Consider the following 21248-nt stretch of genomic DNA (forward strand, 5'->3'; position numbering starts at 1 on the left):
CCGATTGATGAAGTGTTTGAAGCTTTCATAAACCCTGATATTACTTCTAAATTTTGGTTTACTAAAAGATAGTAGTAGGCTAGAAATTGTAGAAAACACTAATAGCTATAAGTTAGCATAATGCTTGTTAAAAAAAGTTAGAGCAGGGCATAAATATCAGATAAACCGGCTACAAATAAAAGTTCTATAATTTATCTTATAGAAAATAAACACGCTATATAGCTAAAAAACCAAACATTGTAAGTTCATATTATAAAGTTTTCACCCTCTACCTTGACCTGATTTTTTTAGCTGTGTATTTGTTGAGGATTGTCGTTGTGAAATATTGCTCTCACCCACTGATTTTGTGCTCACCCTTCCTGCCGGAATTTTTTTTGCAATAGCTGAAGCTTTTTGTAATATTCCTTCGGATATGTGGCTGAAGCCGGTACTTTCTCTCTGATTGTTTGCTGAAGACCCTTGCCCTATTTTTCTAGGTATATTGCTAAATCCCGCCTCGTGTTTCTGCCGGCTTTCTAAGGCTTTTTCTAAATTAGCGACGTGGCTAGAGCCGACATTTGCAATTACATTATATCCTTTACCACGAACCTCATTAATTACGTCAGTCATATATTGTTCACGATTTTCATTATATAAAGCAGACTCTTTTGTATGTTCTAAATTCCTACCTTCTAAGCTAATTACTTTAATTCCTTTTTCTTTAGCTGTTTTATATAAAAGTGCATCTTGAAATATCAGGGTATTTTCTAGTTTTTCAGGGAGCTTTAAAGGATTACCAGGATTTTTTTCGTTATGCTCTAATATGCTTGCTATCTTAATTATATCTTTCATCCCCTGATTCTCACCATATTGCTTACGCTCAATGGCTATTACTGTATTTTTGTCAATCGTTCCTGACTGGATTTCTGCAATCAAAGCCTGATTATTGCTACCATGTTCTGTTGAATGATTATGCTCCGCTCTAATTTCGACAGTGCCGGTTTTTTCAGCTTCCACAGATTTTTTTGCATCAATTGCTTTGATATCTATATTTGCTGTAATCGCTGCTTCTCTATCAAGTTTGTCGAGCAGTCCTTGATTATCATTTACCGCAGCAAGACGATCATTTAAATTGTATTTTCCCTTTTCGTTTAGCTCTCCTTGAGGCATAAAATGTATAATGTTTTCTTTTTCAGTGCGGGTGAGGTGTTGATTTAGATATGGATTGAATATAGTTACGTGAAGCCCCTTTTGCTCAACCTGACGTATTCGTTTCTCATTATTTTTGTCTATGACTAGAATCTTATTATTTTTGTCTAGGGCTTTGTTTTTTGTTGCGGCTGCGTCAGATACACGTTCATCCCACGTTGTAAAATTCTTCGTTAAATCAATAGCTACTGCCTTAACCTCACCTTTTTGAATTTTTTCAATTAACTCTTGAGTTACTTTTTCTGCTTTTGCTTCATCCTCAGCAAGAGTGGGATTTGGCTCTTTCTCTTTCTTGGAGGCTTTTGGCGTGGATGGAGTTACAGTTGATCCTTCTAATTGCTTTTCAGTTGCTGTTAATTCGTTTCTTTTTTCTTCGATCACTTTATTTACATCTTGAAATAATTTTTGCACTTCGGGGTTAGTAAATCTTGATACATATGCTTGTGAGCAATTAGACATTACATCAAGTGCAAATAATTTATCTTCAGGGGGATAGATTTTATCTATTTGTCCTTGAATATGTTCTCCGTAAGCAGCACTAAAATCTTTTCCTTCTTTAAGGTCATTCAAGCATTCAGAAACACTTTGAGCAAAAAATGATACAAATTCGTGTGCTGCACCGTCTGTTGCACCCCCTAGCTCGAAATTAAGGTTATAAGATTTATCAATTATTCCTCTCACGCCATAACTATCATTAAACTCCTTATCATAAAGCATTGCAGCATTTTCAAGGGCAGTTCTTACCTTATCGGCGTTTGTAGCATCTATTTTAGGAAAGTATTTTCTTATGGTCAACTCCACCCCCTTCACAGAAGGGTTGTCCTTATTTGCAATATCATCGATAGCATGAGCTAGTTCATGAGCAAAAAGAGACTTAGGGGGGCTTCTGGTAGGTATACCCTTATCATATGGAAGATCGTTTGGACAAACCTTTAGGATATTATCCGTCGAGTTATAACAATCGAACCTACCTAATGTATCCCCGGTTCTGGGCGTGAAGCTTATGCTTGGAAATATTTCGATTGAAATACCGAACTTTTTCTTCTCTACATCCTCATCTCCTTCATGGTGCTTTATCGCATTTAGTGCATCCTCGTTATGTAGTTGTGCTAAATCATTTGATGGTTTGTACTCCTGCATTGCTTTAAAAGTGTTTATTAAACGTGACTCCATTTCCTGCTCTGGGTCATAATATTTTTTCATCTTACCACATCGTGTGTCTAGCCCGGATATTGCATGAGATATAGGAGACAAAATCCTCGTAAAGCTGTATAATACTGGTATTTCATTAGAATAATACAAAGGATTTTGTCATGACAAATTGTATAGCATATAGTTACCAGTTTTCCAAAGTAAAAAATCGGACAATAGAGATAAATTTCACTGGAGGTGATATTAGTAGCGATGGAGGTGTGTTGTTATTAAGAGAAGCAGATAAAAGGCTTGGTATAACAGAGGAGCTTGCTAAAATATTTCCTGATAGACGAGATGGTAGTAAAATTACCCATAATATGGCAACAATGCTGAGGCAACGAATTTATGGTATTGCATTAGGTTATGAAGATTTAAATGACCACAATTATCTACGAAAATGTCCTGCTATGCAAACAGCTATGGAAACAATTGATGATATGGCAAGTAGTTCTACCTTATGTCGTATAGAAAACAATGCTGATAGACACTTTGCAATTAAAGTGCATGAACTAATGCTTGATAAATTTATTAAGTCTCATAAAATAGTACCAAAGCAGCTAATACTTGATTTTGATGCTACGGATGATGAAATTCATGGGCAACAGGAAGGTAAGTTTTATCATGGTTATTACGGTCATAATTGCTTTTTACCTTTGTATGTTTTTTGTGGAAAGCATCTGTTAGTTAGTTATCTTAGGACGTCAAAGCAGGATCAAGCAAAACATTCTTGGGCAATATTATCATTGTTAGTAAAACGTTTTCGCCAAGCTTGGCCAGAGGTAAAGATTATTTTTCGTGGTGATAGTGGATTTTGTCGTCATCAGATGTTTGATTGGTGTGATATTCATAATATAAAATATATTGTAGGAATGCCCCAAAATAACAGACTAAATGAGTTACTGAAACCTACAATGGAGAAGTCAAAAGCAGCATTTATTATAACCCAAGAAAAGCAACGTCTTTTTAGTGAGTTTCCATATAAGGCTGGTAGTTGGAGTCATGAACGTAGAATAATTGGTAAGGCAGAAATGACAATGCTTGGAGAAAATCCAAGGTATATAGTAACTAATTTATCAGATAAACCTGAAGATTTATACGACAAAGTTTACTGTGGTCGTGGTGATATGGAAAACCGTATAAAAGAGCAACAACTAGAATTATTTGCAGATCGTACTTCTTGTCATAGATGGTGGGCTAATCAGCTCAGAATGATTTTATCGGGTCTTGCATACACTTTAGTAGAATATATCAGAGGTAATTTATTACAAGGTAGTGCATTAGCAAAAGCACAAATAGGTACAATACGTTTAAAATTATTAAAAATTGGGGTAGTAATTATCCGTAATACTAGGCGTATTAAGTTTTTGTTATCTTCATCATATCCTTACCGACAGGTATGGAATCATGTGATGAAGAAATTAGCATTAGAATAACCTAGATTAGCACTGTTCCCGGTGCTTAGAAAAAATGGGGTAAGGGGCATTACATCTAAAATTTGAAAATAACGGCTTCAAAGCACTTTTTGGCAAAATTTTTACAAAAGTATCATTGCTAATATTATAAATTACTCAATTTCTTACTTTAAATCTCACTTCATGCAATATCCGGGCTAAAATATTTCCTGATAGACGAGATGGTAGTAAAATTACCCATAATATGGCAACAATGCTGAGGCAACGAATTTATGGTATTGCATTAGGTTATGAAGATTTAAATGACCACAATTATCTACGAAAATGTCCTGCTATGCAAACAGCTATGGAAACAATTGATGATATGGCAAGTAGTTCTACCTTATGTCGTATAGAAAACAATGCTGATAGACACTTTGCAATTAAAGTGCATGAACTAATGCTTGATAAATTTATTAAGTCTCATAAAATAGTACCAAAGCAGCTAATACTTGATTTTGATGCTACGGATGATGAAATTCATGGGCAACAGGAAGGTAAGTTTTATCATGGTTATTACGGTCATAATTGCTTTTTACCTTTGTATGTTTTTTGTGGAAAGCATCTGTTAGTTAGTTATCTTAGGACGTCAAAGCAGGATCAAGCAAAACATTCTTGGGCAATATTATCATTGTTAGTAAAACGTTTTCGCCAAGCTTGGCCAGAGGTAAAGATTATTTTTCGTGGTGATAGTGGATTTTGTCGTCATCAGATGTTTGATTGGTGTGATATTCATAATATAAAATATATTGTAGGAATGCCCCAAAATAACAGACTAAATGAGTTACTGAAACCTACAATGGAGAAGTCAAAAGCAGCATTTATTATAACCCAAGAAAAGCAACGTCTTTTTAGTGAGTTTCCATATAAGGCTGGTAGTTGGAGTCATGAACGTAGAATAATTGGTAAGGCAGAAATGACAATGCTTGGAGAAAATCCAAGGTATATAGTAACTAATTTATCAGATAAACCTGAAGATTTATACGACAAAGTTTACTGTGGTCGTGGTGATATGGAAAACCGTATAAAAGAGCAACAACTAGAATTATTTGCAGATCGTACTTCTTGTCATAGATGGTGGGCTAATCAGCTCAGAATGATTTTATCGGGTCTTGCATACACTTTAGTAGAATATATCAGAGGTAATTTATTACAAGGTAGTGCATTAGCAAAAGCACAAATAGGTACAATACGTTTAAAATTATTAAAAATTGGGGTAGTAATTATCCGTAATACTAGGCGTATTAAGTTTTTGTTATCTTCATCATATCCTTACCGACAGGTATGGAATCATGTGATGAAGAAATTAGCATTAGAATAACCTAGATTAGCACTGTTCCCGGTGCTTAGAAAAAATGGGGTAAGGGGCATTACATCTAAAATTTGAAAATAACGGCTTCAAAGCACTTTTTGGCAAAATTTTTACAAAAGTATCATTGCTAATATTATAAATTACTCAATTTCTTACTTTAAATCTCACTTCATGCAATATCCGGGCTAGATCACTTATTTCCTCCTCCTTTTTCTCTTTTGTGAGTTTATTGTTCTTTTTTATGTCGTCTCTGCTCTCTTGTTCATAGGAGCTTAAAATAGTTTCGACACCAATTCTAGTAGCTGTACTAATAAATAAACGATCCGTAGTATAAGCTTTGTGTAAAAAACTATCGTTTTTAATTATCTGTTCTATTTCCTGAGCAGTTTCTTTGGTTATGCGTTGGTATTCAACCAGTTTTTCCAAGAACTTCTCATTCATAATGGTTCGGTTTTTTAATCGCTTTTTGTGTTCTTCAAGTTTTTGCTTTTGCCCTTCTTCAAGTCCTTTCTCTTGTGCGTTCTTAAGTTTTTCCTCTTGTGCTTTTTGAAGCTTTTCTAATATGTCAATATTTTGCCCTGCCATCGCATTTTCAAAATCTTTTATATTTTTTTTATCCTTCATTCTATTATCTCACATTTATACTTGGTTTATGTTAGCTCAGTAAGGTGTGGTTAACATTAATATTTACTGCCTTTTTTTATTTTAGCTTTTTGTCTCCTGATATACCTTATGTACCGGACAGTTTTAGCTATGCGTCATTGCAGGACCATGAAGTGGTGGCGGCAATCGCTGGAGTTTTATCTCATAAGATTGCCACGTCGGTTATTACATAACCTCTTCGTAATGACGAGGTTTTTTTAAAAACTGTTCGGTACTATAGATATACCTACGCTTGCTGTTTTGTACTAATAATTAGAGTTTTGCGTCTTTACAGCTCTGCGACTTAAATTTAAAATGCTTCATCTACCTGATCATGTACATAACCCATTACTTCCCATTGATACCCCACAAAAGGCCTTTCATCAGGAGAGGTGATATCTTCACTGTAAGCATCGCGTAATATTTTTATGGGCCCTCTCGGAGGATTAGAACTTAAAGAACCAATATAATAAAATGGATATTCAATTAACTTTAGTTTGTCAGCACTAATTTGCTCTTCAGTTTTAATTTTGTGCCAACCCCCTGATGTGGAAATTTTACTATAATATATACTGGTTAGCGTTGCCTTAATTTTAGCCAATTCATCAACTGATAATGTGGTTTTTAGTGTATTAATAGATTGCGTAATAAGCTTAGTTATCTTTTGATTCATATTTCCTCCTATTGGTTATTTATAGATTATTTTATATATATTTTTCAATAATAGTTTTAAGAAGAATAGTCCACTTTATCTTTAAGTAAATATTTGATTGCGTAATCATGGAAACAAAGCCTTCTATTATTGAAAAGAAAATTAATGGTTTGTGTATTCTTCTAAATCAATGTTTTTGCTTTAGAATTATTAATATATTACTAAATTTTTAACATTTTTTCAAGTTATGTTTTATTTTTGCAACACAACATTAATAGTTTTTACTAATTCATTAAAATGATTAAATTATCTGTTGCAAAACTATTCAAAGGCTTTTTGATGACAATAAATGTGAGAATTTCTAATGATAGACCTTTCATGAGACCGCTCCTTTTTAAGTAATAGCAAGGTGTATAACCATAAATCTGCTGTGTAGCTATAATTAAGCTGAAACCACCACAGAAATTCATTACAACCTTTGCAATATTGTACTTAACTAGGAGGTAAACTAGATGAGTATTTATTGTGAAAGTAAATTAAGTATTATTTATTAGGTTAAACTACAAGGCGGGCAGTTTCAAATATAAAGTAAATAGAAAGTAATACTATTTAATAAACTGTAACTTCTGTAACTTTTTGGCTACTTAAACCGAGTAATTATAATTACTAAATGACTAAAAATTTAATCCCATTGCAAATAGAGAGAAAGAACAAATTTTATGAGAGAAAAAGTAGATGACTTTTAAAAATTCATCAATAATCCTTACTTTAAGAGCTAGTCATATTTTACGCTTCATATAAAGAATAATTGCAAATCGTGATTTGTTTAGTTTTCAGTGGTATTAATAAAAATTATAGTTATTGTTGGTAACAATTAATAGTTTAATTACTACTTTAAATATGCAAAAATATATCAGTTTATTAATATCCGTTACATGGCTTCTAACAAGTTGCGATTCTACAAAGAATAAAAATATACCTCAACAGGAAGCTAATCAAGGAGTTCTTTCATTATTTCCGCTGGATAATTATAGTCAAAATATTACTCAATGGATTAATCCTGATGATCCTCATTATAATACCCCATTATTAAATACCGATATACAACAAAAACATTTTAAATTGTTTTATGAGCATGTTTATGGTGAGCTATCTCCTTGGAACAAAAATTATGTAAACAAGGTTTTACATAAAACTTCATCAGGAGGTATAGTAACTATTATAAAAGATGAGAGTATCAAATTTAATAATAGAGGTAAGACAGGTAAGGAAATCAGCTATGGAGAGAACTTCCGACCTTATACTCCAGCTTGGGCTGATAAAATTACCGACAACATCAATATAACTCCATTTGGTAATTTAAACTATAGTCCTGATAATAGAGCTATTGCTGTTAGTAATTTGTATGTACGAGACCTTCCAACAAATGATGTGAATTTTTACAGCAATAAAATAGCTGGGCAAGGATATCCATTTGATAACCTACAAATGTCATCTGTTTGGGCTGGAACTCCTCTTTACATTATAGGTACTATAAAAGATAAAAATTGGTCACTAATAATGGTATCGGATGTTATAGGTTGGGTAGAGAGTAATGGCATTGCTAAAGTGTCTAGTAATTTTGTAAATAAATGGCAGGAAGCGGTAAAATTAAAACTTGCAGCAATTACTTGTACCCAAACAAGCATAGTTGATTTAGAAGGTCAGTTTTTATTTACTTCTTATATAGGTTCAGTTGAAGCTTATTATTGGAAATCGGAAGCTTTGAAAAACTTAGGGTATAATTCAGAAGCTGAAAAAGCTTTAGAAAAATTTATGGATATTAAAGATAAATTACAAAAACAAAAATGCTAGAACAACATAAGCTAAATTAGTGATATTCCTAACTAAAGGTAGATAAGAATGCCTTGTTGGTTCATGATCCTATATGGTTTGCGAATCAATATGACTTATAATAAGTCATTTAATTATAGACAGTTTCTAAAAATTTGTTAAGAGTATTTATATTGCTGCTAGGACTAAACCCATGATCTATTTATAATAACTATAATACGACACTATAAATGGCAAGAGCAAATGACTATATAAAATAAATTGATTGGCAAAAAAATCAGCTCCTTAAGGCAGAAAAAAGGGTTATCCTGTATCAAACTTGCAGAATTAATAGACGTGACGCCTCAACAACTACACAAATATGAAAAAGGAATAAATAGGCTTTCTGTCGGTAGGCTAGTTCTTATTGCCAAAGTCCTAGAGGAAAATGTTGATTATTTTTACAAGGAATTGGAAGTAGATAACCCGCTACATGCTATGACTATACAACAGCGTTTGTGTATGGAAGTATCAGGTAATTTCATGAAAATTCGTGACACAAAACTGCAGGGAGCCGTTAATAATATTATACGATGCCTGGCTTTAAAGAAGAAACATATAAAATAATTTATAACTTAATGAGTAAGTTAGAAGAAATAATAGAAAGATTAGGAGAAGAGATGATGGTTTTAAAGTCTGAGAATGAGGCTTTAACCCGGATATTGCATGAAGTGAGATTTAAAGTAAGAAATTGAGTAATTTATAATATTAGCAATGATACTTTTGTAAAAATTTTGCCAAAAAGTGCTTTGAAGCCGTTATTTTCAAATTTTAGATGTAATGCCCCTTACCCCATTTTTTCTAAGCACCGGGAACAGTGCTAATCTAGGTTATTCTAATGCTAATTTCTTCATCACATGATTCCATACCTGTCGGTAAGGATATGATGAAGATAACAAAAACTTAATACGCCTAGTATTACGGATAATTACTACCCCAATTTTTAATAATTTTAAACGTATTGTACCTATTTGTGCTTTTGCTAATGCACTACCTTGTAATAAATTACCTCTGATATATTCTACTAAAGTGTATGCAAGACCCGATAAAATCATTCTGAGCTGATTAGCCCACCATCTATGACAAGAAGTACGATCTGCAAATAATTCTAGTTGTTGCTCTTTTATACGGTTTTCCATATCACCACGACCACAGTAAACTTTGTCGTATAAATCTTCAGGTTTATCTGATAAATTAGTTACTATATACCTTGGATTTTCTCCAAGCATTGTCATTTCTGCCTTACCAATTATTCTACGTTCATGACTCCAACTACCAGCCTTATATGGAAACTCACTAAAAAGACGTTGCTTTTCTTGGGTTATAATAAATGCTGCTTTTGACTTCTCCATTGTAGGTTTCAGTAACTCATTTAGTCTGTTATTTTGGGGCATTCCTACAATATATTTTATATTATGAATATCACACCAATCAAACATCTGATGACGACAAAATCCACTATCACCACGAAAAATAATCTTTACCTCTGGCCAAGCTTGGCGAAAACGTTTTACTAACAATGATAATATTGCCCAAGAATGTTTTGCTTGATCCTGCTTTGACGTCCTAAGATAACTAACTAACAGATGCTTTCCACAAAAAACATACAAAGGTAAAAAGCAATTATGACCGTAATAACCATGATAAAACTTACCTTCCTGTTGCCCATGAATTTCATCATCCGTAGCATCAAAATCAAGTATTAGCTGCTTTGGTACTATTTTATGAGACTTAATAAATTTATCAAGCATTAGTTCATGCACTTTAATTGCAAAGTGTCTATCAGCATTGTTTTCTATACGACATAAGGTAGAACTACTTGCCATATCATCAATTGTTTCCATAGCTGTTTGCATAGCAGGACATTTTCGTAGATAATTGTGGTCATTTAAATCTTCATAACCTAATGCAATACCATAAATTCGTTGCCTCAGCATTGTTGCCATATTATGGGTAATTTTACTACCATCTCGTCTATCAGGAAATATTTTAGCAAGCTCCTCTGTTATACCAAGCCTTTTATCTGCTTCTCTTAATAACAACACACCTCCATCGCTACTAATATCACCTCCAGTGAAATTTATCTCTATTGTCCGATTTTTTACTTTGGAAAACTGGTAACTATATGCTATACAATTTGTCATGACAAAATCCTTTGTATTATTCTAATGAAATACCAGTATTATACAGCTTTACGAGGATTTTGTCTCCTATATCTCATGCAATATCCGGGTTAAGATTAGAAAATGCTGTGCTAAAGGAAAAGCTGGGATTAACTTCAAAGAATAGCTTTTTATTTAAACTAATTGTGATAAGAAAGTCTTTGCCGGCACAATTACAGGATAATTATAACTGAAACAGTCAATTTCTTTATATTCCATATCAAGTATTACTTGAAAAGCAAAAGGACACTTTAAATGTTCTTGAAAATATCCCAAATTTGGATTTAATCCTTGATTTAGAGAAGTTTTAGCTTCAACTAGCATCCATGGTTTTTTATCTTTTGCTACTAAAAAATCTACTTCTTTTTTTTGTTTATCTCGAACAAAATATAATTCATATTCTCCAAACCCTAAATCACTCCAAAAATGACAAAATTTTAATAAGTGACTTGCAATAAAATTTTCATATTTTGCTCCTATATCCTCTACAAGAGACCAATCCCATAAATATATTTTTGGCTCTTTTATTAAGCTTCGTGGTATGTTGTTTGACCATGGATAAATACGATAGCTATAAAAAAATGACTCAAAGGATTCAAGCCATCTAGTAATGGTTGGGGTTGATACTTTAATTTTATTTGCAAGAGAGCTATACGATGTTAGTCCTCCTATAGAAGATGTCAAGAAACTTCCTAAGACTTCCATTTGAGATAATTCTTGGATTTGTGTTAACTCTCTAATATCTTCTTTAAAGAGTTGAGTATTTTTAGTTTTTTTCCATCTATGCCAAAATGTTGAGGATCCCTTAAGGTAAGGATCAGGAAAGCCACCAAATTTAAATAAGGATTCAAGCTGCTCCTCAGATATTTCCTTCGGCAAATTTATATCTTTAGCTAAATCATTAAAATTTTCTATTATTTCTGCAACTGATAAAGGGTGCATGCGATATGGGAAATATCTACCCATCATACTATCACCACCTTTTTTATATACTCCAAGCTTTGAGCTACCAGTAACTATAATGTGAGTTTGAGTCCCATAAACATCGTAAAATCCTTTTAGAAAAGTTTGCCACTTTGAGAATTTATGTAATTCATCAAAGATAATAATTGGGTTATCTCGACTTGGAATATGTAAATTTATGAAATCTGCTACCTCCTGTGTTCCTTTAAAAACTATCATCCGAGCTTTTTCTTCATCCCAGTTTAAATAATAATTCTTATTCTTTATTTTTTTAGCCAACGTAGTCTTGCCAACTTGACGTGCTCCTTCTATAAAGACCATCTGCTTATTTTCTTGTAAATGATTTTTTATTACTGATTCATAAATTCTTTTCATATATTTATTGTAACTATTATAACGTACACATTAATATGGTTATAACTATAATAATATACATATTATTATAGTCAAGGTATTTAAAGCTTTAAAATTAGGAAGTATTAACAACCTATATATAAGTGGTCTAGTGGAAGAAGACCCATTTTTGCTGTTTTATTTTGTTAACCCGGATATTGCATGAAGTGAGATTTAAAGTAAGAAATTGAGTAATTTATAATATTAGCAATGATACTTTTGTAAAAATTTTGCCAAAAAGTGCTTTGAAGCCGTTATTTTCAAATTTTAGATGTAATGCCCCTTACCCCATTTTTTCTAAGCACCGGGAACAGTGCTAATCTAGGTTATTCTAATGCTAATTTCTTCATCACATGATTCCATACCTGTCGGTAAGGATATGATGAAGATAACAAAAACTTAATACGCCTAGTATTACGGATAATTACTACCCCAATTTTTAATAATTTTAAACGTATTGTACCTATTTGTGCTTTTGCTAATGCACTACCTTGTAATAAATTACCTCTGATATATTCTACTAAAGTGTATGCAAGACCCGATAAAATCATTCTGAGCTGATTAGCCCACCATCTATGACAAGAAGTACGATCTGCAAATAATTCTAGTTGTTGCTCTTTTATACGGTTTTCCATATCACCACGACCACAGTAAACTTTGTCGTATAAATCTTCAGGTTTATCTGATAAATTAGTTACTATATACCTTGGATTTTCTCCAAGCATTGTCATTTCTGCCTTACCAATTATTCTACGTTCATGACTCCAACTACCAGCCTTATATGGAAACTCACTAAAAAGACGTTGCTTTTCTTGGGTTATAATAAATGCTGCTTTTGACTTCTCCATTGTAGGTTTCAGTAACTCATTTAGTCTGTTATTTTGGGGCATTCCTACAATATATTTTATATTATGAATATCACACCAATCAAACATCTGATGACGACAAAATCCACTATCACCACGAAAAATAATCTTTACCTCTGGCCAAGCTTGGCGAAAACGTTTTACTAACAATGATAATATTGCCCAAGAATGTTTTGCTTGATCCTGCTTTGACGTCCTAAGATAACTAACTAACAGATGCTTTCCACAAAAAACATACAAAGGTAAAAAGCAATTATGACCGTAATAACCATGATAAAACTTACCTTCCTGTTGCCCATGAATTTCATCATCCGTAGCATCAAAATCAAGTATTAGCTGCTTTGGTACTATTTTATGAGACTTAATAAATTTATCAAGCATTAGTTCATGCACTTTAATTGCAAAGTGTCTATCAGCATTGTTTTCTATACGACATAAGGTAGAACTACTTGCCATATCATCAATTGTTTCCATAGCTGTTTGCATAGCAGGACATTTTCGTAGATAATTGTGGTCATTTAAATCTTCATAACCTAATGCAATACCATAAATTCGTTGCCTCAGCATTGTTGCCATATTATGGGTAATTTTACTACCATCTCGTCTATCAGGAAATATTTTAGCAAGCTCCTCTGTTATACCAAGCCTTTTATCTGCTTCTCTTAATAACAACACACCTCCATCGCTACTAATATCACCTCCAGTGAAATTTATCTCTATTGTCCGATTTTTTACTTTGGAAAACTGGTAACTATATGCTATACAATTTGTCATGACAAAATCCTTTGTATTATTCTAATGAAATACCAGTATTATACAGCTTTACGAGGATTTTGTCTCCTATATCTCATGCAATATCCGGGTTAAAGTCCTTTATTCTATAAGGCTTCAAGAGATTTTTATTTTTTTATACACCTTGGTAAAAACCTGCTATTTTTAAAGTAGTTAATATTGACAACCAAAAGAATAAAATATAGCTTTATAGACCAAAAGTTTGCTGATAATAGCTTAGCTTTTGCACTCCTTCCTACTTTTACGGAAGATTTAGTTGTTTAACGAGTTTATTTTTTATCCTTTTTTCCATAAGGTCATACGCAACTTATACTTCTAATATATTAAGCATCCCTTTTAAATCTATGTTACCATTACTCTTTTTAAAATTATAGCGACTCGTGTTCCTTATCCTTCTTGTCCTTAACGAAATTTAAAATTTCCGGCACAAAGCTACCCAGGAAGCCTATTAAACTGCTGATAATCGTTAACATATTATTCCTTATATCGTTTTTAAGAAGAGTGATAACTAGGGACAATATGCAAGACAATAAAGACGATAGTAAGCATTACGGCAATAGCATAACAGGTATTATTGCCGCATCGATAAAGGGCTTGTTTGGTAGGTTCAAAGGCGTCACTCCTGTTTTAGGAATAAACAAATGACATGATTGACAACGTTAAAACTATGGATAGATTGTTAGAAGAAGCACAAGAAGCCTCAATTGATTCATGCAGTGCAATAATGCCACTTGATATGGCGGATAAGCTGCAAGAACCACAAACAAATATAGATGACAATATAATTGAAGCTACGAAAGAAATAGCCAACATAGTCCAAGACCTCCACAAGCTACAAGAGCTAAAGCAGATGTTGTTTGCAAAAGAGGAAGACCTGCAAGATATCGTTAAGGATTATATGGGGTTACGTACCACCTTAACCATTAACGACAAACCCGTCATCTCATGGAAAAACTGCACACGTTGCAGCCTCGACCTTCCGGTTTTCAAAGCCGAATATCCCGAACTTTACGGGCTGTTTCTTAAAGAAACCACCAGCTGAGTATTTAAATTAAACTAACCCGTACTGAAACCTAATCTTTAATTTTTTAACCTTTCCTTATTTTTTTTATTTGACTTGTTACCGAGATACTTGTAATTATTTTAGCAAATATAAAGGTTAACTTATAATTAATAAATTTTAATAAAATTAAGCAAAGAGGCAGTTATGTTTACGCAAGCTAAGTTAACAACAACGAAAACGTCAAATGAGCTATTAATAGAGTTTTTAGAAAAAAGAGGACTAAAACAAAAAGCCGAGAGTTTAAGAAACGATGCCACTTCGCTTGACCTTGGACATAACCAAATAGAGGCTGAAGGGGCAAAAGTACTCGCTGACGCTCTTAAAACTAATTCTTCTATTGCTTCGCTTGATATTGGTTGGAACCAAATAGGGGATGAAGGGATTAGAGTATTTGCTGATGCTCTTAAAATTAATAATTCTATTACTTTGCTTGATATTGGATATAGCAAAATAGGGGACGAAGGGGCTAGACTACTCGCTGATGCTCTTAACCCGGATATTGCATGAAGTGAGATTTAAAGTAAGAAATTGAGTAATTTATAATATTAGCAATGATACTTTTGTAAAAATTTTGCCAAAAAGTGCTTTGAAGCCGTTATTTTCAAATTTTAGATGTAATGCCCCTTACCCCATTTTTTCTAAGCACCGGGAACAGTGCTAATCTAGGTTATTCTAATGCTAATTTCTTCATCACATGATTCCATACCTGTCGGTAAGGATATGATGAAGATAACAAAAACTTAATACGCCTAGTATTACGGATAATTACTACCCCAATTTTTAATAATTTTAAACGTATTGTACCTATTTGTGCTTTTGCTAATGCACTACCTTGTAATAAATTACCTCTGATATATTCTACTAAAGTGTATGCAAGACCCGATAAAATCATTCTGAGCTGATTAGCCCACCATCTATGACAAGAAGTACGATCTACAAATAATTCTAGTTGTTGCTCTTTTATACGGTTTTCCATATCACCACGACCACAGTAAACTTTGTCGTATAAATCTTCAGGTTTATCTGATAAATTAGTTACTATATACCTTGGATTTTCTCCAAGCATTGTCATTTCTGCCTTACCAATTATTCTACGTTCATGACTCCAACTACCAGCCTTATATGGAAACTCACTAAAAAGACGTTGCTTTTCTTGGGTTATAATAAATGCTGCTTTTGACTTCTCCATTGTAGGTTTCAGTAACTCATTTAGTCTGTTATTTTGGGGCATTCCTACAATATATTTTATATTATGAATATCACACCAATCAAACATCTGATGACGACAAAATCCACTATCACCACGAAAAATAATCTTTACCTCTGGCCAAGCTTGGCGAAAACGTTTTACTAACAATGATAATATTGCCCAAGAATGTTTTGCTTGATCCTGCTTTGACGTCCTAAGATAACTAACTAACAGATGCTTTCCACAAAAAACATACAAAGGTAAAAAGCAATTATGACCGTAATAACCATGATAAAACTTACCTTCCTGTTGCCCATGAATTTCATCATCCGTAGCATCAAAATCAAGTATTAGCCCGGATATTGCATGAAGTGAGATTTAAAGTAAGAAATTGAGTAATTTATAATATTAGCAATGATACTTTTGTAAAAATTTTGCCAAAAAGTGCTTTGAAGCCGTTATTTTCAAATTTTAGATGTAATGCCCCTTACCCCATTTTTTCTAAGCACCGGGAACAGTGCTAATCTAGGTTATTCTAATGCTAATTTCTTCATCACATGATTCCATACCTGTCGGTAAGGATATGATGAAGATAACAAAAACTTAATACGCCTAGTATTACGGATAATTACTACCCCAATTTTTAATAATTTTAAACGTATTGTACCTATTTGTGCTTTTGCTAATGCACTACCTTGTAATAAATTACCTCTGATATATTCTACTAAAGTGTATGCAAGACCCGATAAAATCATTCTGAGCTGATTAGCCCACCATCTATGACAAGAAGTACGATCTGCAAATAATTCTAGTTGTTGCTCTTTTATACGGTTTTCCATATCACCACGACCACAGTAAACTTTGTCGTATAAATCTTCAGGTTTATCTGATAAATTAGTTACTATATACCTTGGATTTTCTCCAAGCATTGTCATTTCTGCCTTACCAATTATTCTACGTTCATGACTCCAACTACCAGCCTTATATGGAAACTCACTAAAAAGACGTTGCTTTTCTTGGGTTATAATAAATGCTGCTTTTGACTTCTCCATTGTAGGTTTCAGTAACTCATTTAGTCTGTTATTTTGGGGCATTCCTACAATATATTTTATATTATGAATATCACACCAATCAAACATCTGATGACGACAAAATCCACTATCACCACGAAAAATAATCTTTACCTCTGGCCAAGCTTGGCGAAAACGTTTTACTAACAATGATAATATTGCCCAAGAATGTTTTGCTTGATCCTGCTTTGACGTCCTAAGATAACTAACTAACAGATGCTTTCCACAAAAAACATACAAAGGTAAAAAGCAATTATGACCGTAATAACCATGATAAAACTTACCTTCCTGTTGCCCATGAATTTCATCATCCGTAGCATCAAAATCAAGTATTAGCTGCTTTGGTACTATTTTATGAGACTTAATAAATTTATCAAGCATTAGTTCATGCACTTTAATTGCAAAGTGTCTATCAGCATTGTTTTCTATACGACATAAGGTAGAACTACTTGCCATATCATCAATTGTTTCCATAGCTGTTTGCATAGCAGGACATTTTCGTAGATAATTGTGGTCATTTAAATCTTCATAACCTAATGCAATACCATAAATTCGTTGCCTCAGCATTGTTGCCATATTATGGGTAATTTTACTACCATCTCGTCTATCAGGAAATATTTTAGCAAGCTCCTCTGTTATACCAAGCCTTTTATCTGCTTCTCTTAATAACAACACACCTCCATCGCTACTAATATCACCTCCAGTGAAATTTATCTCTATTGTCCGATTTTTTACTTTGGAAAACTGGTAACTATATGCTATACAATTTGTCATGACAAAATCCTTTGTATTATTCTAATGAAATACCAGTATTATACAGCTTTACGAGGATTTTGTCTCCTATATCTCATGCAATATCCGGGTTAGGGCACCAACTAAAAATAGGGAAAATATTTTTATGAATTCAATAGAAACAAAAATTTTCAATTATGAAAAAAAATTAGCAGCAAATTTAGAAAATTTTTCTAAACAAGTAAATGAGATTAAAGAATTAATAGATACAGTTTTAGTAAGTAAAGTGTAGCGGCTTGCTTTCGAAATGAGCTTGGCTTGCTTTTATCGGCAACAACCGGCTCAAATTAAATGACTTTCAAAATTCAACTCGGCTCGATTTAATTGACTCTGAAAATTCTTTGGCTCAAATTAACCGCTTCTATATTTTCCGCCGGCTCACATTATTTGACATTATCAGGTTTGTAAATTTTGGTTTATACGTCTTTCTTAAGAGTAAATTATTAAATGAAAACGGTCGTTATTTTTATAATAGAAATTAAGATAAAATCATTGCTATTTTAATAAGAATTATTATAAAATTTAAGCAAAAATTGACTTTTCTTTTAATATGGATTTTTAGCTTAAATAAATAATGTCATGACCAAAACAATAGCATATTTACGAGTGTCAACAATTGATCAAGATCTCAAAAAAAATAAAGCCGCTATCTTACATTTAGCTAATGAGAGAAATTTAGGTAAAGTCCATTTTGTGGAAGAAATTATCTCTGGTAAAATTAGTTGGCGTAAACGTAAAATAGCTTCTATTTTGAATGAGCTGCAGAGTGGTGATAAAATCATTGTTAGTGAACTATCGCGGTTAGGTCGTAGTATGCTGGAATGTATGGAAATTTTATCAATTGCTACTCAAAAAGGTATTGCTATTTATTCTGTTAAAGGTAACTGGCAATTAGATAATACTATTCAAAGTAAAATTGTTGCGATGGCATTTTCCATGGCTTCAGAAATAGAGCGGGATTTGATTTCTAAACGTACTAGTGAAGCTTTACGAGTACGCAAAGATGCCGGGCTACGTTTAGGTCGTCCATGTGGAGTAGGTAAAAGCAAATTAGATATTTACCGTCCTGAGATTGAGGCTTTACTGGTTAACGGAACAACACAGAAGTTTATTGCTATGCGTTATGGTAGCACAGAAGCTAATTTGCATTATTGGCTCAAAAAGCGAGGACTTACAAAGATTCAACCAATTCCTTTAAAACAGGTGGCATAAAATGATAAAAAAGCCACTTCCTACTGAAGTAATAGTGGGTTTATATCATCAACTTGCAAACTTGTCTGCGAAACCTCCTGATAGAAATCGACTCATTAAAGAAGCTGCACAAACTTTTAATGTTTCATTTTCCACAGTAAGAAGAGCAATAAAAAACTACAGTAAACCACGTTCTATTCAACGGGCTGATTATAATAAGCCTCGCAAAATTAGCACTGAGGAAATGCTATACTAGTATCACCGATTACTAAACAAATAAGTTTTACTGATATAGAAAAACCGATAGGACTATTTAGCCTATTATTATTTAGTGGTTATTTAAATCCGGTTGCTAAAGAATTAGAAGAAAATATATATGAATTATCTGTTCCTAATAAAGAAGTAAGGCATATATATAAAACAAGGGTACTACAATGGGTAACTAACAAGTTAAAAATTGATAGTTCTAGATATTATTCTTTTATTAGCTTGTTAGCTAGTGGTCAAGTAGAAGAATTTAAAGAAGAACTACAAAGATTATTACGAAATAGTACTAGCTTTTATCAAACCGGTGAGGCAAAAGCTGAGTTATTTTATAGTGGGTTTATGTTAGGCTTAATGAATATGCTAGCAGTTAGTCACATAATAGATAGTGAGAAAGAAACAGGTAAGGGCAGGGCGGATATAGTATTAATTCCTAAAATGGATCGAAACAATAATGCAATTATTATAGAATATAAAATAGCAAAAAAAGAGGAAGAGTTAGAACTAGTCGCAAAATCAGGACTTGCTCAAATTAACAACCTACAATATGATACGAAAATAAAAGAACATAGTCATGTTCAAAAAGTTATCAAAGTCTCTATGGCTTTTTGTGGTAAAGAGGTAGCACTGCAATATCAAGTTGATCAACTTGCTTTTTAAATTATAAAAAAAGTAATCTACGCACCTTGAGTTTCAGTTAATTTAGCATTTATTCTAGTATAATAAGAAGAATCCTGCCCTAGATATTTTTTTACTAATTCTAAAGCGTCTATAAAATTTTTACATGCTTTTGTTTTGTATGCGACCTTCTGACTTTGCTTAGTTGAATTTTTAGATTTTTGTATATAAATTTCACCAAGGAATTCTAGACATTTAAATTCATCAGGGTGCTGCATTTTTTTAGCTATAGCCATCGATTCATAAAATAGTTTTTCAGCCTTCTCGAGTTTACCTCTAGCAAGATATACTGCAGCTAAATCCCTTATGACTCTAGCTGTTTTGGAATGCTGATAACCGTACATATATGAATATAGCAGAAAGTCTTGCAATAAGCAAGGTAATAGTCGTACCTGAAAAAATTTTAGGTAGCGGAAATTTTATACCGCTATCACCGATTACCGGTCAGCAAAAGGCTTTAAAAGCTCAAGATTCATTAAAAGCAGGAGCATAGATCGTAATATGAATGATCAGGTGTTACAAAGAATTATAGATACTCATCCGGAAATTAATAGTAAAGAGCAAGCCGTAAGATGGATTCAGGCTCACGGAATGGAAGCAGGTAACATCGCAAGAGAGATAATTGATCCAGTTAATAAAATAGGGAATGCACATATAAATAATGTAGAATCACAAGTCCAAAGTTTATCGGATATTCATTCTAATGTTAGCAATGCGTATAGCAATAGTCCAACTAAAGCGGAGTTAAATTCTAAGTACAATAGCAATGCTAAAAAGTTTGCAGAGACACCAATCAGCAGTAGTACAACAAGGAACACTCAATCTTTAGCTGAAAATACAGAAAATGATGTAGATATAGGACAAAAAATGTATAATACTGGTTATCCTGAAGGAACTAGCTTGCAAAATTTACGTGGTACAATTACTAAAGATAAAGATAAGATTAAAAGAGAGTTTGAAAATACACCTGCAAGTGATGGAAAAGATGTTTATATAAAAGATAAAAATAAATAAAATTTATGAAATTAATTAAGCCAAAATTTAATTTGAAATATCACTTGAAATGTTATTGTATTTTAGCAATTCCAGCTTTGATCCCTTACTCTATCATTATGCAAGTTGGATATATAACATGGTCAATTCCTCTACAGTTAGTAAGTTTTTGTATATTAACGGCGTTTTCGATGTACGGACTTAAAATTTTCTTTGATGGTGTAGATTTTTTAATTGAGGAGCATAAAGTTTCATACGTTAATCGCTTCTTTAATTATACCGTGATAGATATTAGGTATGAAGATATAAAAGAAATAAATTTAAAATGTGATCTTTTACAACGTGTTTGTAACCTTGGTACTATTTCTATGTTAAGTAATGCTACTGCAAAAAAAGCAGGAATAAAGTTTTTTAGTATTGAAAATCCTCTTGAAATATACCAAGAAATTCAAAACAAAATTGATCAGTGCAAGAATAGCAATAATTAAAGAAAATAATAATCGTCTCGACACTGTCGCGAC

Annotated in this window: 24 protein-coding genes; 15 read left to right on the top strand and 9 right to left on the bottom strand. The window is 32.7% G+C overall.

Annotated elements, in window-relative coordinates:
• Positions 1–261: 261 nt before the first annotated feature.
• Positions 262–2442: a hypothetical protein gene (locus AAGD48_RS05250; protein ID WP_341789276.1), complete on the bottom strand. Its 2181-nt coding sequence runs from the start codon at positions 2440–2442 to the stop codon at positions 262–264.
• Positions 2443–2501: 59 nt separating this feature from the next.
• Between AAGD48_RS05250 and AAGD48_RS05255 the strand changes: the two genes are divergently transcribed.
• Together AAGD48_RS05255 and AAGD48_RS05260 are read left to right on the top strand one after the other, a co-directional pair.
• The gene (locus AAGD48_RS05255) at positions 2502–3815 is read left to right on the top strand and encodes an IS1380 family transposase (RefSeq protein ID WP_341789277.1); all 1314 of its coding nucleotides are present in this window, start codon (positions 2502–2504) and stop codon (positions 3813–3815) included.
• Positions 3816–4038: 223 nt separating this feature from the next.
• The gene (locus AAGD48_RS05260) at positions 4039–5154 is read left to right on the top strand and encodes an IS1380 family transposase (RefSeq protein WP_341789278.1); all 1116 of its coding nucleotides are present in this window, start codon (positions 4039–4041) and stop codon (positions 5152–5154) included.
• Between the two features lie 135 nt (positions 5155–5289).
• Here the strand turns inward: AAGD48_RS05260 and AAGD48_RS05265 are convergent, their stop codons facing one another.
• Both AAGD48_RS05265 and AAGD48_RS05270 read right to left on the bottom strand, forming a co-directional pair.
• Complete coding sequence (locus AAGD48_RS05265) at positions 5290–5769, bottom strand: hypothetical protein (protein ID WP_341789279.1); 480 nt, start codon at positions 5767–5769, stop codon at positions 5290–5292.
• A gap of 328 nt (positions 5770–6097) precedes the next feature.
• Positions 6098–6460, bottom strand: a complete 363-nt coding sequence (locus AAGD48_RS05270; RefSeq protein ID WP_341789280.1) for a hypothetical protein — start codon at positions 6458–6460, stop codon at positions 6098–6100.
• Positions 6461–7339: 879 nt separating this feature from the next.
• On the opposite strand from AAGD48_RS05270, the gene AAGD48_RS05275 reads away from it, so the two are divergent.
• Together AAGD48_RS05275 and AAGD48_RS05280 are read left to right on the top strand one after the other, a co-directional pair.
• Positions 7340–8293: an SH3 domain-containing protein gene (locus AAGD48_RS05275; RefSeq protein ID WP_341789281.1), complete on the top strand. Its 954-nt coding sequence runs from the start codon at positions 7340–7342 to the stop codon at positions 8291–8293.
• A gap of 240 nt (positions 8294–8533) precedes the next feature.
• Complete coding sequence (locus tag AAGD48_RS05280; RefSeq protein ID WP_410526003.1) at positions 8534–8878, top strand: helix-turn-helix domain-containing protein; 345 nt, start codon at positions 8534–8536, stop codon at positions 8876–8878.
• Positions 8879–9141: 263 nt separating this feature from the next.
• On the opposite strand, the gene AAGD48_RS05290 is transcribed toward AAGD48_RS05280, so the two are convergent.
• Positions 9142–10455, bottom strand: a complete 1314-nt coding sequence (locus AAGD48_RS05290) for an IS1380 family transposase (RefSeq protein ID WP_341789277.1) — start codon at positions 10453–10455, stop codon at positions 9142–9144.
• Positions 10456–10514: 59 nt separating this feature from the next.
• Between AAGD48_RS05290 and AAGD48_RS05295 the strand changes: the two genes are divergently transcribed.
• A complete protein-coding gene (locus AAGD48_RS05295; RefSeq protein WP_341789283.1) occupies positions 10515–10667 on the top strand; it encodes a hypothetical protein in 153 nt (50 codons plus the stop codon).
• Here AAGD48_RS05295 and AAGD48_RS05300 read toward each other — a convergent pair.
• Together AAGD48_RS05300 and AAGD48_RS05305 are read right to left on the bottom strand one after the other, a co-directional pair.
• Entirely contained in the window at positions 10609–11811 is a 1203-nt protein-coding gene (locus AAGD48_RS05300) for an ATP-binding protein (protein WP_341789284.1), read from the bottom strand. The two genes, AAGD48_RS05295 and AAGD48_RS05300, sit on opposite strands and share 59 nt — an antisense overlap.
• A 344-nt stretch (positions 11812–12155) precedes the next feature.
• Positions 12156–13469, bottom strand: coding sequence for an IS1380 family transposase (locus tag AAGD48_RS05305; RefSeq protein ID WP_341789277.1), 1314 nt, complete (start codon positions 13467–13469; stop codon positions 12156–12158).
• 537 nt (positions 13470–14006) lie between these two features.
• Between AAGD48_RS05305 and AAGD48_RS05310 the strand changes: the two genes are divergently transcribed.
• The 3 genes from AAGD48_RS05310 to AAGD48_RS05320 all read left to right on the top strand — a co-directional run bounded on the left by AAGD48_RS05310 (position 14007) and on the right by AAGD48_RS05320 (position 15057).
• The gene (locus tag AAGD48_RS05310) at positions 14007–14132 is read left to right on the top strand and encodes a hypothetical protein (RefSeq protein ID WP_341789285.1); all 126 of its coding nucleotides are present in this window, start codon (positions 14007–14009) and stop codon (positions 14130–14132) included.
• Between the two features lies 1 nt (position 14133).
• Positions 14134–14529 (top strand): hypothetical protein, encoded by a 396-nt coding sequence (locus AAGD48_RS05315; RefSeq protein ID WP_341789286.1) that lies wholly within the window; start codon positions 14134–14136, stop codon positions 14527–14529.
• 165 nt (positions 14530–14694) lie between these two features.
• Entirely contained in the window at positions 14695–15057 is a 363-nt protein-coding gene (locus AAGD48_RS05320) for a hypothetical protein (protein WP_341789287.1), read from the top strand.
• A 160-nt stretch (positions 15058–15217) separates the two neighbouring features.
• Here AAGD48_RS05320 and AAGD48_RS05325 read toward each other — a convergent pair whose 3' ends face one another.
• Both AAGD48_RS05325 and AAGD48_RS05330 read right to left on the bottom strand, forming a co-directional pair.
• The gene (locus AAGD48_RS05325; RefSeq protein WP_341790746.1) at positions 15218–16117 is read right to left on the bottom strand and encodes an IS1380 family transposase; all 900 of its coding nucleotides are present in this window, start codon (positions 16115–16117) and stop codon (positions 15218–15220) included.
• Between the two features lie 152 nt (positions 16118–16269).
• Complete coding sequence (locus tag AAGD48_RS05330) at positions 16270–17583, bottom strand: IS1380 family transposase (RefSeq protein WP_341789277.1); 1314 nt, start codon at positions 17581–17583, stop codon at positions 16270–16272.
• Positions 17584–17707: 124 nt separating this feature from the next.
• On the opposite strand from AAGD48_RS05330, the gene AAGD48_RS05335 reads away from it, so the two are divergent.
• The 4 genes from AAGD48_RS05335 (at position 17708) to AAGD48_RS05350 (ending at position 19716) form a co-directional block, all read left to right on the top strand.
• The gene (locus tag AAGD48_RS05335) at positions 17708–17833 is read left to right on the top strand and encodes a hypothetical protein (protein ID WP_341789288.1); all 126 of its coding nucleotides are present in this window, start codon (positions 17708–17710) and stop codon (positions 17831–17833) included.
• Between the two features lie 347 nt (positions 17834–18180).
• Entirely contained in the window at positions 18181–18813 is a 633-nt protein-coding gene (locus tag AAGD48_RS05340) for a recombinase family protein (protein WP_341789289.1), read from the top strand.
• A gap of 1 nt (position 18814) precedes the next feature.
• Positions 18815–19048, top strand: a complete 234-nt coding sequence (locus AAGD48_RS05345; protein ID WP_341789290.1) for a hypothetical protein — start codon at positions 18815–18817, stop codon at positions 19046–19048.
• Positions 19049–19281: 233 nt separating this feature from the next.
• Complete coding sequence (locus AAGD48_RS05350) at positions 19282–19716, top strand: PD-(D/E)XK nuclease domain-containing protein (RefSeq protein ID WP_341789291.1); 435 nt, start codon at positions 19282–19284, stop codon at positions 19714–19716.
• 17 nt (positions 19717–19733) lie between these two features.
• Here the strand turns inward: AAGD48_RS05350 and AAGD48_RS05355 are convergent, their stop codons facing one another.
• Complete coding sequence (locus AAGD48_RS05355; RefSeq protein ID WP_341789292.1) at positions 19734–20078, bottom strand: tetratricopeptide repeat protein; 345 nt, start codon at positions 20076–20078, stop codon at positions 19734–19736.
• Between the two features lie 2 nt (positions 20079–20080).
• Between AAGD48_RS05355 and AAGD48_RS05360 the strand changes: the two genes are divergently transcribed.
• The 3 genes from AAGD48_RS05360 to AAGD48_RS05370 are packed head-to-tail and all read left to right on the top strand — an operon-like array spanning position 20081 to position 21215.
• Positions 20081–20227 carry a hypothetical protein gene (locus tag AAGD48_RS05360; protein ID WP_341789293.1) on the top strand — a complete coding sequence of 49 codons (147 nt, stop codon included), beginning with the start codon at positions 20081–20083 and terminating at the stop codon, positions 20225–20227.
• Between the two features lie 8 nt (positions 20228–20235).
• Positions 20236–20748, top strand: a complete 513-nt coding sequence (locus AAGD48_RS05365; protein ID WP_341789294.1) for a hypothetical protein — start codon at positions 20236–20238, stop codon at positions 20746–20748.
• A 5-nt stretch (positions 20749–20753) separates the two neighbouring features.
• A complete protein-coding gene (locus AAGD48_RS05370; protein ID WP_341789295.1) occupies positions 20754–21215 on the top strand; it encodes a PH domain-containing protein in 462 nt (153 codons plus the stop codon).
• Positions 21216–21248 lie beyond the last annotated feature (33 nt).

The sequence above is a fragment of the Rickettsia endosymbiont of Polydrusus tereticollis genome (assembly GCF_964026385.1).
GTDB lineage: Bacteria > Pseudomonadota > Alphaproteobacteria > Rickettsiales > Rickettsiaceae > Rickettsia.

Excerpts from the sequence above, each read along its gene's own strand:
- AAGD48_RS05255 (WP_341789277.1), top strand. The coding sequence starts at position 2,502 with ATGACAAATTGTATAGCATATAGTTACCAGTTTTCCAAAGTAAAAAAT.
- AAGD48_RS05260 (WP_341789278.1), top strand. The coding sequence starts at position 4,039 with ATGGCAACAATGCTGAGGCAACGAATTTATGGTATTGCATTAGGTTAT.
- AAGD48_RS05265 (WP_341789279.1), bottom strand. The coding sequence starts at position 5,769 with ATGAAGGATAAAAAAAATATAAAAGATTTTGAAAATGCGATGGCAGGG.
- AAGD48_RS05270 (WP_341789280.1), bottom strand. The coding sequence starts at position 6,460 with ATGAATCAAAAGATAACTAAGCTTATTACGCAATCTATTAATACACTA.
- AAGD48_RS05275 (WP_341789281.1), top strand. The coding sequence starts at position 7,340 with ATGCAAAAATATATCAGTTTATTAATATCCGTTACATGGCTTCTAACA.
- AAGD48_RS05290 (WP_341789277.1), bottom strand. The coding sequence starts at position 10,455 with ATGACAAATTGTATAGCATATAGTTACCAGTTTTCCAAAGTAAAAAAT.
- AAGD48_RS05300 (WP_341789284.1), bottom strand. The coding sequence starts at position 11,811 with ATGAAAAGAATTTATGAATCAGTAATAAAAAATCATTTACAAGAAAAT.
- AAGD48_RS05305 (WP_341789277.1), bottom strand. The coding sequence starts at position 13,469 with ATGACAAATTGTATAGCATATAGTTACCAGTTTTCCAAAGTAAAAAAT.
- AAGD48_RS05310 (WP_341789285.1), top strand. The coding sequence starts at position 14,007 with ATGCAAGACAATAAAGACGATAGTAAGCATTACGGCAATAGCATAACA.
- AAGD48_RS05315 (WP_341789286.1), top strand. The coding sequence starts at position 14,134 with ATGATTGACAACGTTAAAACTATGGATAGATTGTTAGAAGAAGCACAA.
- AAGD48_RS05320 (WP_341789287.1), top strand. The coding sequence starts at position 14,695 with ATGTTTACGCAAGCTAAGTTAACAACAACGAAAACGTCAAATGAGCTA.
- AAGD48_RS05330 (WP_341789277.1), bottom strand. The coding sequence starts at position 17,583 with ATGACAAATTGTATAGCATATAGTTACCAGTTTTCCAAAGTAAAAAAT.
- AAGD48_RS05335 (WP_341789288.1), top strand. The coding sequence starts at position 17,708 with ATGAATTCAATAGAAACAAAAATTTTCAATTATGAAAAAAAATTAGCA.
- AAGD48_RS05340 (WP_341789289.1), top strand. The coding sequence starts at position 18,181 with ATGACCAAAACAATAGCATATTTACGAGTGTCAACAATTGATCAAGAT.
- AAGD48_RS05345 (WP_341789290.1), top strand. The coding sequence starts at position 18,815 with ATGATAAAAAAGCCACTTCCTACTGAAGTAATAGTGGGTTTATATCAT.
- AAGD48_RS05355 (WP_341789292.1), bottom strand. The coding sequence starts at position 20,078 with ATGTACGGTTATCAGCATTCCAAAACAGCTAGAGTCATAAGGGATTTA.
- AAGD48_RS05360 (WP_341789293.1), top strand. The coding sequence starts at position 20,081 with ATGAATATAGCAGAAAGTCTTGCAATAAGCAAGGTAATAGTCGTACCT.
- AAGD48_RS05365 (WP_341789294.1), top strand. The coding sequence starts at position 20,236 with ATGAATGATCAGGTGTTACAAAGAATTATAGATACTCATCCGGAAATT.
- AAGD48_RS05370 (WP_341789295.1), top strand. The coding sequence starts at position 20,754 with ATGAAATTAATTAAGCCAAAATTTAATTTGAAATATCACTTGAAATGT.